Origin of the sequence: Actinopolyspora biskrensis (genome assembly GCF_013408175.1) — a bacterium.
Taxonomy (GTDB): Bacteria; Actinomycetota; Actinomycetes; order Mycobacteriales; family Pseudonocardiaceae; genus Actinopolyspora; species Actinopolyspora biskrensis.
Genome location: NZ_JACBYW010000001.1, coordinates 681,682 through 696,970, shown reverse-complemented (window position 1 = coordinate 696,970; position 15,289 = coordinate 681,682). Strand labels below are relative to the sequence as shown.

Annotated in this window: 11 protein-coding genes and 1 pseudogene; 8 read left to right on the top strand and 4 right to left on the bottom strand. The window is 69.4% G+C overall.

What is annotated here, in order from left to right; genetic code table 11:
- Positions 1-107: 107 nt before the first annotated feature.
- From FHR84_RS03040 to FHR84_RS03015, 7 genes are all read left to right on the top strand, one after another.
- Positions 108-1,688 carry a flavin-containing monooxygenase gene (locus FHR84_RS03040; protein WP_179533866.1) on the top strand — a complete coding sequence of 527 codons (1,581 nt, stop codon included), beginning with the start codon at positions 108-110 and terminating at the stop codon, positions 1,686-1,688.
- 5 nt (positions 1,689-1,693) lie between these two features.
- A complete protein-coding gene (locus FHR84_RS03035) occupies positions 1,694-2,605 on the top strand; it encodes an alpha/beta hydrolase (protein WP_179533865.1) in 912 nt (303 codons plus the stop codon).
- Between the two features lie 96 nt (positions 2,606-2,701).
- The gene (locus tag FHR84_RS22715; RefSeq protein WP_281361179.1) at positions 2,702-2,833 is read left to right on the top strand and encodes a hypothetical protein; all 132 of its coding nucleotides are present in this window, start codon (positions 2,702-2,704) and stop codon (positions 2,831-2,833) included.
- A gap of 21 nt (positions 2,834-2,854) precedes the next feature.
- Entirely contained in the window at positions 2,855-4,429 is a 1,575-nt protein-coding gene (locus FHR84_RS03030) for a GMC family oxidoreductase (protein ID WP_179533864.1), read from the top strand.
- A complete protein-coding gene (locus tag FHR84_RS03025) occupies positions 4,426-6,150 on the top strand; it encodes an aldehyde dehydrogenase family protein (protein WP_218861901.1) in 1,725 nt (574 codons plus the stop codon). Before FHR84_RS03030 ends, FHR84_RS03025 begins: the two co-directional genes overlap by 4 nt.
- Before the next feature lie 38 nt (positions 6,151-6,188).
- Positions 6,189-7,418 (top strand): acyl-CoA dehydrogenase family protein, encoded by a 1,230-nt coding sequence (locus tag FHR84_RS03020; protein WP_179533863.1) that lies wholly within the window; start codon positions 6,189-6,191, stop codon positions 7,416-7,418.
- Entirely contained in the window at positions 7,415-8,266 is an 852-nt protein-coding gene (locus FHR84_RS03015) for an SDR family oxidoreductase (protein WP_179533862.1), read from the top strand. The genes FHR84_RS03020 and FHR84_RS03015 overlap by 4 nt, the downstream gene beginning before the upstream one ends.
- An 82-nt stretch (positions 8,267-8,348) precedes the next feature.
- On the opposite strand, the pseudogene FHR84_RS23450 reads toward FHR84_RS03015, so the two are convergent.
- Positions 8,349-8,814 (bottom strand): annotated as a pseudogene (locus FHR84_RS23450) (transposase); the annotation flags it as partial.
- Between the two features lie 661 nt (positions 8,815-9,475).
- On the opposite strand from FHR84_RS23450, the gene FHR84_RS03005 reads away from it, so the two are divergent.
- Positions 9,476-10,018 carry an EF-hand domain-containing protein gene (locus tag FHR84_RS03005; protein WP_179533860.1) on the top strand — a complete coding sequence of 181 codons (543 nt, stop codon included), beginning with the start codon at positions 9,476-9,478 and terminating at the stop codon, positions 10,016-10,018.
- 185 nt (positions 10,019-10,203) lie between these two features.
- Here FHR84_RS03005 and FHR84_RS03000 read toward each other — a convergent pair whose 3' ends face one another.
- From FHR84_RS03000 to FHR84_RS02990, 3 genes are read right to left on the bottom strand one after another with little or no spacing between them, the layout of a single operon-like run.
- Positions 10,204-11,259 carry a SagB family peptide dehydrogenase gene (locus FHR84_RS03000; RefSeq protein WP_179533859.1) on the bottom strand — a complete coding sequence of 352 codons (1,056 nt, stop codon included), beginning with the start codon at positions 11,257-11,259 and terminating at the stop codon, positions 10,204-10,206.
- A 12-nt stretch (positions 11,260-11,271) separates the two neighbouring features.
- Positions 11,272-12,477, bottom strand: coding sequence for an amidohydrolase family protein (locus FHR84_RS02995; RefSeq protein ID WP_179533858.1), 1,206 nt, complete (start codon positions 12,475-12,477; stop codon positions 11,272-11,274).
- 5 nt (positions 12,478-12,482) lie between these two features.
- Positions 12,483-14,600 carry a TOMM precursor leader peptide-binding protein gene (locus FHR84_RS02990; RefSeq protein WP_179533857.1) on the bottom strand — a complete coding sequence of 706 codons (2,118 nt, stop codon included), beginning with the start codon at positions 14,598-14,600 and terminating at the stop codon, positions 12,483-12,485.
- Positions 14,601-15,289 lie beyond the last annotated feature (689 nt).

Below are 15,289 nucleotides of genomic sequence, written 5' to 3'. Positions count from 1 at the left end.
CCGCAGACCACGCGCGGTGTCGATGACGCCGCGGGAACCGTTGACGCGGACACCCGGCCCCGCACATACTCGATTTCGATTCGATTTTTACTTTTAGGAGCTGGCAGATGATCACGACGGGTCCGACGGGCCGGCAGGCCCCCACCGCAGGCGAGGACGGGCCGAACCACGTCGATGTCCTGATCATCGGCGCCGGCATCGCCGGGATCTCCGCCGCCCACCACCTGACGAGCTCTCGCCCCGGCACCTCGATCGCGATTCTCGAGGCACGCGACGAGATCGGTGGCACCTGGAGCTTCTTCCGCTACCCGGGGCTGCGTTCGGACTCCGACATGGCGACCTACGGCTTCGGCTTCGAGCCGTGGACGAGCCCCCTGTCGATCGCTTCCGGTACCGACATCCTCGAGTACCTGCACAAGACCGTCGACGACTGCGATCTCCGGCGGCACATCCGGTTCGGTCACAAGGCGCTCTCGGCGGACTTCGACACCTCGGCCGGACTCTGGACGGTCACCGTGCGGCGCGAGGGCAACCCCCGCCCCACAACGCTGACGTCACGGTTCCTGTTCGTCAGCGCGGGTTACTACGACTACGAGTCGGCCTTCACGCCGGACTTCGAGGGTGTCGAGGACTTCCGGGGGACCGTCGTGCATCCGCAGTTCTGGCCCCAGGACCTCGTCTACACCGACAAGAACGTAGTCGTGGTCGGCAGCGGGGCCACCGCGGTCACGCTGATCCCGTCGATGGCACCGCTGTCCAGGCACACCACGATGCTGCAGCGGTCCCCGAGCTACGTCCTCACGCTCCCCGCGACCGACCACCTCGCCCACGCTCTCAACAAGGTGCTCGGTCAGCGGCGAGCACAGCGCTACGTCCGGCGCAAGAACATCGCCGTCACGAGGACCCTCTACAGGTGGAGCAAACGGTTCCCGAAGCTGATGCGCAGGCTCCTCATCGCGCAGGTGCGGGCCCAGCTCCCCGAGCACGTCGACGTCGACACGCACTTCGCACCCCGGTACAACCCGTGGGAGCAGCGCCTGTGCATCGTGCCGGACGGCGACCTGTTCAAGGCCGTCTCCAGCGGTGATGCCTCGATCGTGACCGATCGCATCGCGAGGTTCACGCCGACGGGAATCCAGCTGGAGTCCGGCCAGCACCTCTCCGCCGACATCGTCGTCACCGCGACCGGTCTCAACCTGCTGCCCTTCGGCGGGATCTCGCTGAGCGTCGACGGGGAACCCGCCGAGCTGTCCGAGCGGTTCGCGTTCAGGTCGATGATGGTGTCGGGGCTGCCGAACCTCGCCTACGCCATCGGTTACAGCAACATCTCCGCTACGCTCAAGTTCGACCTGGTCGCCGAGCACCTCTGCCGCCTGCTCGACTTCATGGACGCCTACGGCCATGACACGTTCGTGCCCGTCCCGGACAACCCCGGGATGCGCCGCAGCCCGATCCTCGAGCTGCAGGCCGGCTACGTCCAGCGGGGCATCGCCGCCTTCCCGCACGCCGGGGACGAGGGCCCGTGGACCGTCGAGCAGGCCTACGAGAAGGACGTCGAGCGCCTGCGACACGGGCGGGTCGACGACCCCCAGCTGCACTTCAGCAGCGTCCGAGACCGGGACCGCCCCCGAGCGGCCGATCCCGAGGACGAACACCGGGCCACGGCCACCTCCGTGCGGGGACGGTGAACGGCATGGCCACGGCATCGCGCCACGAGCTGACGTTCACCAGCGGCGGCGTCGCCTGCGCCGCCTGGCACATCCCCGCCACCGGCGACGCCCTCGCCTCCGAGGCCGGCCGTCCCTGCGTGGTCATGGCCCACGGGTTCGGAGGTACGCGCGACACCGGCCTGCTGCCCTACGCCGAGGCGTTCGCCACCGCGGGCATCGACGCCTTCGTCTTCGACTACCGCGGGTTCGGCGCCTCCGAAGGCAGACCACGGCAGGTGATCTCCTACCGGGACCAGCGGCGGGACTACCACGCCGCGGTGGACGCCGTACGCCGACTTCCCGGCGTGGACCCCGACCGGATCGGCCTGTGGGGCACCTCGTACTCGGCGGGCCACGCGATCGTCGTCGCGGCGCACTCCCCGTGGGTGAGTGCGGTGGTCTCGATGACGCCCGCTTCCGACGGGCTGGCCGGCCTCGGACTGATCGCCTCCGCCGAGGGCGTCGGCCACCTGGCCCGGTTGGCGGTCCTCGGTATCGCCGACCTCGTCGGCGGCATCCGCGCCAAGGGGCCGCGCATGGTCCCGATCGTCGGCCGGCCCGGAAGCGACTCGATGATCACCGCGCCCGGCGGCGAAGAGGCCTACACCTCGATGGCGGGCCCGACCTGGCGCAACGAGACCGCGGCGCGTCACGCGCTCGAGGTCGGCCGCAACAGGCCGACGATCCACGCCCGCAAGGTGACCTGCCCCGTGCTCGTGCAGGTCGGCAAGGCCGACCGCGTCGTGCCGGTCAAGGCCGCGCGCACGATGGCGAGCAAGCTCGACAACGGCGTCGTCAAGGAGTACCCGGTCGACCACTTCGACGTCTACGACGGCGTGTGGCAGCGGCGCGCACTGGCCGACCAGCTCGAGTTCCTGAGCCGGGTGCTCCGCTGATGCGCGCCACGAAGCCCACCCGACCGCGGCGAGCTCCGATTCGCTCAACGCGCTCCCGGCCAGGGCGATCTGGGGCGCACGTTCGACGAGACCACGGTGAGGCACGCCCACGGTCTCGCGAGCGATCGGGGATTCCTGCGCGAGGACGAGCACTCCCGCGTCGTCGAGATCGTCGACAGCTTCCCCATGACCGCCACGAGCGAGATCCTCAAGTGCGAGCTCGCGTGAACCTCGCAGAACAGGAGTGACATGAGCACCTTCGACTACATCGTGGTCGGTGCGGGTTCGGCCGGCGCCGTCGTGGCCAACCGCCTCAGCTCCGACCCGGCCGCGCAAGTGCTGCTGGTCGAGGCGGGCGGCAAGGGCGCGGACACGAACGTCAAGATCCCGGCCGCCTTCGCCAAGCAGTTCAAGACACCGCTGGACTGGGAGTACTACACCGAACCCGAGCCCCACCTCGAGGAGCGGCGAGTCTACCACCCGCGCGGAAAGATGCTCGGCGGTTCGAGCGGCCAGAACGCCATGATCTACATCCGCGGGAACCGGTCGGACTACGACGGCTGGGCCGAGGACGGGGCAACCGGCTGGTCCTACGACGAGGTGCTGCCGCTGTTCATCCGCTCGGAGCGCAACAGCCGCGGAGCCGGCACGTTCCACGGCGCCTCCGGACCGCAGCACATCGAGGACCCCCGATCACCCAACCCGCTGAGCCGGCGCCTCGTCGATGCCATGGTCTCCAGCGGCATCGCCGCCAACACCGACTTCAACGGCGCCGCCCAGGAGGGCGCGGGCCTGTACCAGGTGACCCAGCAGCGCGGGAGCCGCTGGACCACGAACGACGGCTACCTCCGCCCCGCACGGAAGCGCCCGAACCTGACCGTCATGACCGAGGCCCAGGTCACCCGCGTCCTCATCGAGCGCGGACGGGCGTACGGCATCGAGGTCGCCGTGGCAGGCCTGCGCCGGACGAGTCACGCCACCCGCGAGGTCGTGCTCAGCGCGGGCGCCTTCGGGACACCACACCTGCTGATGCTCTCGGGCGTCGGCCCGGCCGACCACCTCACCGGCCACGGCATCGAGTGCGTGGTCGACAACCCGCACGTCGGTGCGCACCTGATGGACCACCCGATGTACATGCTCAACTACGAGACCTCGGCGAAGGGCACGCTGGCGAACGCCGAGTCGCCCGTCCAGCTGGTCAAGTACCTCACGGCCCGGCGCGGCCTGCTGACGTCGAACATCGGCGAGGCAGGCGCGTTCTTCCACACCAGGGACGGGCTCGACGCGCCCGACATGCAGTTGATCGGGGGGCCCGCCTACTTCCGTGACCACGGTTTCGCCACCCACGACGGCGCGGCGCTCGCACTCGGGTGTTCGCTGGTGGGCTCCCGCAGCACCGGAGCCGTCCGGCTGGCCTCCGGCGACCCCCTGAGCAAACCGTCGGTCCGTTTCGACTACTTCAGCGACCCCGGCGACATGGAGGCGATGGTCACCGGCATCGAACGGGCCCGCGAGGTCGCGGCGAGCAGGGCGATGGGCGGCCTCGTCGGCGAGGAGATCCACCCCGGCCCCGCGAAGCGGACCCGCCGGGAACTGGAGCAGGAGATCCGTGCCGGCGTCGACCACACCTACCACCCCAGCTGCACGGCGCGGATCGGCTCGGAGACCGAAGGCGTGGTCGACGCGTCCCTGCGCGTGCACGGCATCGCCGGCCTGCGCGTCGCCGACGCCTCGGTCTTCCCGAACATCCCGCACGGCAACACGCACGCCCCGACGATGATGGTCGGCGAGAAGGCCTGCGACCTGATCAAGGCCGACCGTTGACCGGGCGCCGCGGGACCGGGACGGGCGAGGCCGCCGTCGACGCGGCGGTCCGGCACGTGCGTGAGGGTGAGCAGACCTGGGCCGCCACCAGCCTGGCCGAGCGGCGCGCCCTGCTGACCCGGATGCAGCAGCTGGTGGCCGAGCACGCCCAGCGCTGGGTCGAGGTCGCGGCCTCGATCAAGCAACTGTCCGCCACCTCGCCCCTGCTCGGCGAGGAGTGGATCAGCGGACCGTGGGCCCTGTCCGGCTATCTCACCGCCCTGGGAGAGTCCCTGGACCACCTCGCGGGCGGAGCCAGCCCGCTCACGGGATTCTCCTCCCACCGGGCGCCCGGGGACCGCGTCGCGATCGACGTCCTGCCGCATCACGTCTTCGACCGGCTCCTGCTGAGCGGGTTCCGCGCCGAGGTGTGGCTGCAGCCGGGGGTCACCGTCGAGGAGGCGAGGGCGACGGCAGGGCTCGGTCTGCTCCGACCGGAGCAGACAGGCGGCGTTTGCGCGGTCCTCGGCGCGGGCAACATCTTCTCGATCGCCCCGCTGGACGTGCTGTACCAGCTCTACGCCGAGAACCGCGTGGTCGTCCTGAAACTGAACCCGGTCACCGACCCGCTCAAACCGGTGTTCGAGGCCGTGTTCGCCCCCTTCCTCGAGCTCGGCGTCATGGAGATCATGACCGGCGGGGCCGGCACGGGAGCGGCGCTGGTCGACCACCCGGTGGTCACCGCCGTGCACATGACCGGAAGCGAGGCCACCCACGACGCGATCGTGTGGGGCACCGGCGAGGCCGGACGGGCTGCCCGCGAAGCCGGAGAGCCGCAGCTCGCCAAGCCGGTGACCAGCGAGCTCGGTGGCGTCGCCCCCGTCATCATCGTCCCCGGGCGGTGGTCGAAGGCCGACCTGCGGTACCAGGCCCGGCACGTCGCGACCCAGCGCCTGCACAACTCCGGCTCCAACTGCATCGCCACGCAGGTCGTGCTCGTCAGCAGCGACTGGGAGCAAAAGGACGCCTTCCTCGACGAGCTGCGCGCCGCCCTCGCGGCAGCCCACCCGAGAACGGCCTGGTACCCGGGGTCAGCGGAGCGCATCAACGAGGCGCGGGCCCGCCACGAGCGGACGGCGGAGGCCGCTGCCGACCGGGAGCGCGCCCTGCTCCGCGGTCTGGACCTGGACGACCCGCGGGAACCAGCGTTCCGCACCGAGTACTTCGCCCCCGTACTCGGTGTCGCCGAGCTGCCCGGTGAGGGTGCGGGGTTCCTCTCGGCGGCCGTCACCGCGGCCAACACGACCCTGCGCGGAACGCTGGGCGCCAACATCGTCATCCACCCGCGCACTCGCAAGGAGCTGGGAGCGCGGCTCGACGAGGCCGTCGCGAACCTCCGCTACGGCACGATCGGCATCAACGCCTGGACCGGTGTCGGCTACCTCACCCCGCGCGCCACCTGGGGCGCCTTCCCCGGGCACACCCTCGACGACATCCGGAGCGGGATCGGCGTCGTCCACAACGCACTGCTGCTCGCACGCCCCGAACGCACCGTGGTCACCGGTCCGTTCCGGCCGCTGCGCCGCTCGCTCCTGCACGGCGAGCCCTCGATCAGCCCGACCCCGCCGTGGTTCGTCGACAACCGCACCGCGCACATCACCGGACGACGACTCACAGCCTTCTCGGCCCGTCCACGCTGGAGATCGCTCCCGGCGATCTTCGCCGCAGCCATCCGCGGCTAGGACCGCCCCCCGACTACACAACCGACCGAAAGGCCCTCATGCCCACCACCAGCCCCGTTCGCCAGGCCGACCGCCTCTGCCACGACCTCCTGTCGCCCGACGAGGTGCGCGAGGTCCGGTCACGGACCCGCGAGATCGCTGAGAACAGCGTCGCGCCTGCCGCGCGCCGGATCGCCAACGGCGATGAGAAGGCCGACGGCTTCCCCCGGGACGTGTTCGACTCCCTCGCCGACGCCGGACTCTTCGGTGTGCCCTTCGGGTCCGAGGTCGGCGGCGACGGCCTGGTCCACCCGGTCACGGCGACCGCCGTCGCGATCGAGGAGCTGGCCTACTTCTCGAGCAGCATCGCGGCGGTGTTCGACGTGCACTGCATCCTCGCCGGCAATGCCCTGACCCACGGCACCCCCGCGCAGCGACGACAGTGGCTGAGCCGGGTTGCCGACGGCTCCGTCGTCGGCGCCTTCGCCACCACCGAACCCGAGGCATCCTCGGACCTGAGCCCGCAAGCGGTCCAGACCGTCGCCGTCCAGCAGGGCGACACCTGGATCCTCAACGGCCGCAAGCGGTGGATCTCCAACTCACCCGTCGCGGGATTCATAGTCACCCTCACCCGCACCGGCGACAGGTTGTCGATGTTCATCGTCGACACCTCCCTGCCCGGAGTGCGAGTCGGCACACCCGACCAGAAGATGGGCAACCGCGGTCAACTCACCGCCGACGTGTGGTTCGAGGACGTCGAGCTGACGAACGACTCCCTGCTCGGTGGCGAGCCGGGGCAGGGCCTGCGGCACGCGTTGGCGACCCTCACCCTGGGCCGCGTCGGCATCGCCGCCGCCGGTGTCGGCATGGCGCAGGCCGCGTTCGACCACGCTGCCGCGCACTTGTCGGCCCGCGAGGCTTTCGGACGAAAGCTGGCCGCCAATCAGCACTGGCAGTTCCTCCTCGCCGACCGCGCCACGGAGCTCGAGAACGCCCGCAGCCTCTACCTCAAGGCCGCACTGCGCCGCGACGCCGACGATATCTTCCCCGAGCCGGAGGCAGCGATGGCCAAGTACTACGCCACCCGGCTCTCGGTCGACATGGCCCGCGACGCCGTCCAGGCGTTCGGCGGGCTCGGCTTCGCCCGCGAGCTCAGCGCCGACAGCACCTCCGGGCCCGTCGAGGCGATCTATCGCGACAGCAAGATCGGCGAGATCTACGAAGGCACCAACGAGATCCAGAAGTGGGTCATCGCCCGCAACATCTTCGGCAAGGAGATCACCGGATGAGCCTGACCGGTCGCACCCTGCTCATGTCGGGCGGCAGCCGCGGCATCGGCCTGGCCGTCGCGGCCGCCGCCGCGCGCCGCGGGGCCAACATCGTTCTGCTCGCCAAGACCGACCAGGCGCACCCCCGGCTCCCCGGGACCGTCCACACCGCAGCCGCGGAGATCGAAGAGGCAGGCGGACAGGCCGTGGCGGTCGTCGGCGACGTCCGGGACGAGGACTCGGTGAGCAACGCCGTCGCGCAGGCAGCCGCACGGTTCGGGGGCATCGACATCGTCGTCAACAACGCCTCCGCGCTGGCCGTCGACGGCACCGACCACCTGTCGATGAAGCAGTTCGACCTGATGACCCAGATCCAGTTGCGCGGCACCTACCTGCTCACGAGCTCGGCCATGCCCTACCTCCGCGCGGGGACCAATCCGCACGTCCTCTCGCTGTCACCGCCGCTCAACCTGTCGCCCAGGTGGCTCGGCGCGCACCCCGCTTACACCACGGCCAAGTACGGCATGACGATGTTGACCCTGGGATGGGCCGAGGAGTACGCCGAGCGAGGAATCGCGGCGAACTGCCTGTGGCCGCAGACCTACATCGCCACGGCCGCGGTCAAGAACGTCCTCGGCGGGGACGCGGCGCTGGAGCGAGCCCGGACACCCGCGATCGTCGCCGATGCCGCCGTCACCGTCCTCGAGCGGTCCGCAGCCACCTGCACGGGAAACACTTTCCTCGACGTCGATGTCCTGCACGAGGCTGGCATCACCGACCTGACGCCCTACGGCGGTACCCGCGAGCTCGAGCACGACATCTTCGTCGACCGCCCGCACGACCCGCCCGCACGGGAGGACATGCGGTGAACACCCGGTTCGAGAACGGAACAGCGACCGTCACCGGAGCGAGCAGGCATCGTGATCGGCTGGTCCTCCCCGCGGCGCACGCCCGCCGTGCTCCCCACCGGGAGCGGACCTTCGGGATCGCTTTGACCGATGGACTCAGGCCGTGACTGTCGTGGGTGTCGGCCGCGGAGACCACCAGCGGCAGACCGCCCCGAGGAAAGCAGGCGGATCGTCGAGCCGGCCCTGCCACGAGCGAGGCGGGCTGGGCCCGGTCAGCGCTCCCCTTGCGTGGCGCGCACCGTGGCCGCATCGACCACCACACGGGTCCACTCGATCGCGCCCCGGACACCGAGATCGTCCAGCACGGCCTGGTGCCGCTTGCGCCACAGCCCGGCCTCGGTCCACCGCTGAAACCGGCGGTGTGCCGTGGGCACGGTGACTCCGAACGACGGCGGCAGGTCCCGCCAGACGCCTCCGCTGACGAGCACGTACACGACCGCGGCCAACACCGCAAGATCACCAGCTGCCGTGCCTCCGCCCTGTGGACGCTGTTGAAACCGCGGAATCAACGGCCGGGCCTGCCCTCACAGTGTCATCCCACCGGCCTCGAACGTGGGCGGAGCGAGCGCTCGGGCCAGGTTCCGTTGTGGGGTCGGTCGGACAGAATCCGGACGTCAGGCGGAGCCGCTCGACGATTTCACGCTGGTGGTCGGTGGTCCGGATCGACGGGCCGAACACGTCGCCCACGCCGGTGGCGAGCAGGTCCTGGTGGTGCTCGCGGGAACCACAGGCTTCGGACGTGCGGCCGCGTGCTCCGGGACCGCGTCCCAACCGTCGAGCAGCTCGGCGACTCGTGCCGCGTTCGCGGTCGCGCATTCCCGGGACAGGCCTCCTCGGGGGATCGCGAGGACACTGACCGAGACGGTCATCCGGTCGCGGTTGCACTGCGTGTCATCGCCTGGAACGGGCAGCTGGGGACCTGTCACGTGTCGGGAATTGTCCGGGAAAGGCCGGACGGTATTCGATGGAATCCACTCCGCACCGCGAAATATTTTCGCGAATTTGCCTCGTCCACAATTTCATCAACCGAAACGCCGAACAGTAATCCACCAACGAAGGAGAATCTATTCACCATGGAGTTAACGGACTTGATGGTCTTGACTCGGGCGTGATGCGATTTCGATCGCAAGGAGTTACTTCTCGCATCCGAAACATGGAGACTACGACCATATGCTGTCCAAGCAGTACGTGACCGACATTATTTTCAGTGGCCTCGATTCCGATGGTGACGGCAGGATCACGGAGTCGGATGTGAGCGGGGCTGCCCGGACGATGACGCAGCAGGTCACCGAGAACACGGTTTCCAACCCCGCGGGAGCGTTGCAGGGAGCGGTGAGCGGTGGCGCCGAGACTCCCGCCAAGGCGACGAAGGCCGCAGAGGCTTTCACCGGTTTTTGGAGCGAGATCCGGTCGGTCGCGCAGGTGGGCGACGACGGAGCGATCAGCAAGGACGGTTTCCGTCGAGCCATGGACAAGCTCGCCGAGGAGAACATGGATGATGTCGTACGACCATCCGCCGAGTCGCTGTGGGGAATTGTCGAGCTCAGCGGCAACGACGCGATAACCCGGAAGGTGATCGAGGATTTCGTCTCCGATTCGGGAATCGACGTCGATGTCGATTCCTACTTGGCCGAGGTCGACCAGAACGGTGACGGCGAGGTGAGCAAGGACGAGGTCGTCGCGGCCTTTTCCGCGTGGAACGAGCGTCCTTGATTATTGGTGCCGGACTTCGACGAGCGGTTCGGTGACTTCTTCGGAAGAACACCGAGCCGCTCGTCGTCACGTTTGACGACCTTTCCGAAGGTCGGGGTAGCGCTCCGGTCGACGTCCCCGTGGCAGCAGCGCGTTCGCGGTGTCGACGATCGACCTACGTCGTACCCCTCGTTGCTGGACCGATGTCAGGAACCGAGAGGGTGGAACCCGGGGGCGGCGGGTTCCACGGCGGCAGGCGTCCCGAGGGCGAAGTTGCCGCTGTGGACGAACTGATCGCGGTGCTCACCGAGGAAGCCGGGGCTGGGATCGCTCTCGGTGAGCGCGGTGGCGCAGGGAGCGAGGTCGAGGTCGGTGGCGACGAGGTAGAGGGTTTGCAGCAGGCAGCCGACTTCGCGGTAGATGAGGCTGAGCGTCATCGCACCGTACTTGCACTGGATGCGCCGAAAGTACGAGGCGAGGTAGAGGCTCACCGGGGGTGGGGTGTCGACGAGCATGGGGCCGCAGAGGAATCTGCGTTGCAGTTCGTCGTGTTCGTCGTTCCAGTGCTGCAACTGGTGGAGTTCGTGAGTGAAGGGGTCGTAGTGGTAAGCACCGGGTTCGAGACCGGTGACGTCGCGGACGACGAGATACAGCTCGGTGCTGTGTCGTGCGCCGCCGGAGGCGCTGGGGCGGCGTGTCGTCTGCCAGGTCCACTCCCCCAGCCATCCCCGCACGCGTGCGGCGGTGCCGAGAAACGCCGCGAGTCGGTCCAGCGTCAGCGGTGTGGTGGCGAAGTCGCGGATGCTGCGGCGGCTGCTCAGCACCTCGTCGAGAGGTTTGCTCGGCAGCTCCGATTCGAGCAGCGGGATCGTGTGCAGTACCTCGGCGTGCTGTAGCCGCGCGTCCGGGATCTCGGACCGTCGCACTTTCTGCTTACCGCCCCGGCCCGAGCGCGCGTGCACGGCGAGCTCGCTCGTGGACCATTCGCCATGGTACTGCGGGAGAGCGTCGGCCCCGTCGTCGCCGACCACCTCCACCAGACCCACTCGGGCCATGCGCTGCAGCAGGGCGTCCAGTTCCTCGGAGCTGTAGCCGTTCAGGTGCAGCTCTCCGGGACCGGCCGGTGTGGACATCCGATTGAGCAGCCGCAGCAGGGAGGGGTCGACGCGGTACTTGCTGTGGGAGCGTGCATCGACGACGCCCACGCGGTCGCCGTCGTCCCACTCCATGAACAGCCAGGGGTTGCGCTGATATCGAGACACGATCATCTCCGTTCAGGGATTCGGACGGAACAGGCAGCCGTGGAGCAGGGTGGCGGTCGGCGGCTCAGTGGAGAACCGCCCGGAATCGAACGCACCGCGCGGCAGGAAGGTGAGCGGGTGCTCTCCGGCCTCGGCCACTGCCGGTGCGACGGCGGCCGAACGGTAGATCCGCAGTGGACCCAGCCCCGCGCTGACCAGCAGGTTCATTTCCTCCCACAGGCTGCGTCCGGGGCGCACTCCGGGATTCGGGGTGTCGCTGCCGATCACCCAGCGCACGCCCGCGTGATCCAGCTCCCCGATCGCCGCGGACAACCGAGCCACGGCCTGACGGGCGGTGATCAGCTGCGTCGCTCCCCAAGGGCGCGCCGCGGTGGGAAGCTGTCGCCACAGGGCCGCCCACCCCGGGGCGTGGTCGGGGAAGGTCCAGTCGCTTTCGGCTTCGCGGACCAGCTGGTGCTGCACGAGCAGTGTCGGACAGATCGCCGTACCCCGCGGCAGGTCCGGCCAGGCGTCACCGTGGTCTCTGCCCGCCCAGTGACGCAGCACGGCACGGGTTCCCCTGCTGCCGTCCCCGCGCGGGGTGAGGCAGGCCAAGTGCTGGAGTTCGTCGACCCCCGCGTCCAGGGCGGCCCGGTACTCTCCCGGCGGGGGATGGAGGGTGACCCGCAGCCCGCGGTCGTGGGCGAGTCGAACCGCCGGTTCGACCAGCTCACCCGGGAACCGGTCGTAGAGCTTGAGCCAAGCTGCGCCGCGTTCGGCGGCCGCGTCCACCAGGTTGGGCAGCTCCGCCGCATCCCGCCAGGGCGCGGCGAAGGGCAACCGCTGTTTGCCCGGACGGTCCAGCAGCGGGCCGCCGAGAACGATGTCGGGCACCGGCTCGGCACAGCACCGGCCGGTGGGAACCGCCTGGTCGGCACCGACGGTGGAACCGAGGTCACGGATCCTCCCGATGCCGTGACGCACGTAGTCGGTCAGGCGCACCTGCGGGTGCAGGTGCACGTGGGCATCGTAGAGCGCGGGGGCGGCGATGCTCTCGGGAAGCCGCAGGACGGGCGAGACCGTGTCCTCGGCACGGCCCACCTTCCAGCCGCCGGTGGGCAGCACCGTGATGTCTCGCCTGCCACGGTCCACTCCCCCAGGACCCAGAATGCCGCCGACCTCGATCCGGTACGGGCCGGACGCACGGCACACGGCATGCGCGATTCGAGCACTGTCCATCCGCGTCAGCCCATGGGAACCGGGTAGGGGTTGAGCTCGTCCTCGGCCTGCGGAGTCGCGCGCAGGCCCATCCGTACCGGGGCCTGGTAAACCCGGGAACCGCCCAGCCGCCGGAAGGCCGGGGAAAAACTGATCGGCTGCAAACCGGGTACCACGGTCCGGACCACGGTGACGCCGCACTCGGCGACGTCGACCGGGGTGATGTCGGTGGCGAGGCAGCGGTGTCCGCTCCCGGAAAGCAGTCCGACGAGCCGATGAACCGCCTCCGCGTCGCTCAGCGGTTCGGACGGCGGGCTCGGTGCCGGGTGCAGTGGCCCCTCGTGCATGAAGTCGAGGATCGGGATCCGGCTGCGGTGGCAGTAGTAGGTGGTGAAATCCCAGATATCGCTGGGTTCGCGCGTGGGGTCCAGTTCCCCTCCGGAGGCGGCGAAGCGCCAGTACATGCTGAAGACGTGCTCGAGTTCCTCGGCCGCACCGAGCAGCGCCGCGTAGGGGCCGACGTCGGCCCGGAATCCGCACAACGCGACCGGGCGCTCCGGTGTGTCGACGCGGCCCAGCACGACGACGGCGGGGATGCCGGTGTCGGTGGTGAGGTCCTTGACCGTCAACGAGATGCCGCGCCGGGTCATCCCCTCCAGAACGTCGCGGGCACGGCAGCTCGGCAGGCTCCGCCAGTCGAGCGTCGGGCGGATGAGGCGGTTGTACCAGAACACGGCCATCGCATCGCGCTCGGCGGTTTCCTGCAGCCCACCACGGAGAGCCTGCGCGGGGGCGCTGCCCGCGGCCAGACCGGTGGAGACGGGGTGGAACAGGCGTTCCCGCTTGCGGGGCGGCAGGTACGGGACATACACCGCGCAGGCGGGCACGTAGTGCTGCTCACCGGTTTCGAGATCCACTCCGGCTGTCCAGTCGATCACCAGATCCGGCTCGTAGGGAAACAGTGTGCCCGTCGCCCGCTCGTACTCCCGTTCCGAACCGAGCGGGAGATCGCGGGGGTCAACGGCCGTCGTGCCCAGCTCCGCCAGGGAGCCGCGGACGAACTCGTCGGGGTCGTAGATGCCGGCCGCGTAGCGCTCCAGCGTTTCCCCGATCGCGCACACCTCGGCCTCGACCGGATCGTGCTTGGTGGCCCCACCCACCGTCGAGGACCGCACCGGCGAGAACCACGTCGTATCGGTGCCGCCGCGCCCCCAGGCCATCGTGGAGTCCACCGCGGATCCGGGATCGTCCGGCCCGGTCACGCGGATTCCTGCGATGATGCCGGTCAGCGGGTCCACCGCACGTCGCAGCCGCTCGGCATTACCCGCCGACGAGGCGGACTCGGCGGTGGCGGCCGACTCGACGAGCGCCGTGGCGGGCGGGCCCACGTGGTCCCGGCACGCCGGGCAACAGGGGGTGTGCAGGAGTGGATGTGTCGTTCGTCGGCAGGTGTCCAGATCGAGGTCCACGAGGCCCTCGGGGCAGGATCCGGGAGCGGTGATCGCCCGGAGTGCCTGGTGCGCCAGCAGACCCGCCGCGGCGGCGGTGCTGGGCCATCCGGCATCGGAGGCGGTACCCAGCAGCATCTCCAGCGGGAGGCGGCCGAGCTCCTGATCAGACCGATTGGACCGGATCCTCGAGGCAAGGCACAGTGGGCAGGCCGTGTCCGGAGGGCGCAACACCGCGAAGTACACGCGGGCCCCGGCCACGGCGAAAACGAGCACCGGCACTCCCTCACGCACCGCCCGCTCCGAGCGCTCCCGCACTGTCTCGTCGGGAGCCGTCAGCGGAAGGACCACGACCCCCGAACCGGCGTCGACTTCGACGCCGAAATCCACCAGCGCGCCGGTGACGGCCGAGCTCAGTTGATCCCCACCGACGACCTCGGCCCGCAGGTCGGTGCTCCAGGAGTGCGCGAAGGACGGGTGCCGGCGCATCGGTTCGTCGTTCGGAACCAGGAGATCGCGCTCGGCCAGATCCGACAACGCCGTTCCCGGCAGCTCACACAACCGCGGCTCGCCCTCGGCGTGCTCGCCGCGCAACCGCAACGGCGCACCGTCGCCGCGGCACACGTACAGATGTTCCCCGGAATGACGAAACCTGACGTCACGGCGCGGGACCAACGCCGACCACAGTGGTGCCACCGACTACCTTCCTGTACGGAACAAATGCGGGATGCCGCCGGAGCCCATAGGTGCCCCCGGCAGAGAGGGGCGGACCCGCGGACGAAGATCCGCCCACGGACCCGAAACGGGGAGTGGCGCACCCCTATTCGTCGTCCTCGACATCCGCGGCGACGAAAGTCATGGTCATGGTGAACGGGACCACCTCGGGCTCCGGGCTCTCGACGACCTCGAACGGCTCTTCCTTGTAAGCATCCACAGGAGACACCTCCACTCGTTCGGAATTCTTCACCAGGCGCCGTCGGCGCCGACCCCGAATTTGACAGCAACACCCGAGGAAATCAAAGAAATACGCCCGAAAGTGCTTTGCTCGGGTCTGCCCACACCGCCGAACCCGCGTTGCCGGCGGGTGGATCGCGATGGTAAGTACTTCTGGCGCGATGGAGCGGACCCGCGGACGGAGCCGCGCCCGCGGGTCCCGACACGAATGAGGCAACACGTGTTCACCTATTCGTCGTCCTCCACATCCGACGAGACGAAACTTGCGGTCGCACTAATCGGGACCACCTCGGGCTCCGGGCTCTCGACGACCTCGAACGGCTCTTCCTTGTAAGCATCCACAGGAGACACCTCCACTCGTTCGGAATTCTTCACCAGGCGCCGTCGGCGCCGACCCCGAATTTGACAGCAACACCCGAGGAAATCAACGG

Bases quoted from the DNA above. Each gene is read 5' to 3' on its own strand.
- FHR84_RS03015 (WP_179533862.1), top strand. From the start codon at position 7,415: ATGAGCCTGACCGGTCGCACCCTGCTCATGTCGGGCGGCAGCCGCGGC.
- FHR84_RS03030 (WP_179533864.1), top strand. From the start codon at position 2,855: ATGAGCACCTTCGACTACATCGTGGTCGGTGCGGGTTCGGCCGGCGCC.
- FHR84_RS03020 (WP_179533863.1), top strand. From the start codon at position 6,189: ATGCCCACCACCAGCCCCGTTCGCCAGGCCGACCGCCTCTGCCACGAC.
- FHR84_RS03035 (WP_179533865.1), top strand. From the start codon at position 1,694: ATGGCCACGGCATCGCGCCACGAGCTGACGTTCACCAGCGGCGGCGTC.
- FHR84_RS02995 (WP_179533858.1), bottom strand. From the start codon at position 12,477: ATGGACAGTGCTCGAATCGCGCATGCCGTGTGCCGTGCGTCCGGCCCG.
- FHR84_RS03040 (WP_179533866.1), top strand. From the start codon at position 108: ATGATCACGACGGGTCCGACGGGCCGGCAGGCCCCCACCGCAGGCGAG.
- FHR84_RS03005 (WP_179533860.1), top strand. From the start codon at position 9,476: ATGCTGTCCAAGCAGTACGTGACCGACATTATTTTCAGTGGCCTCGAT.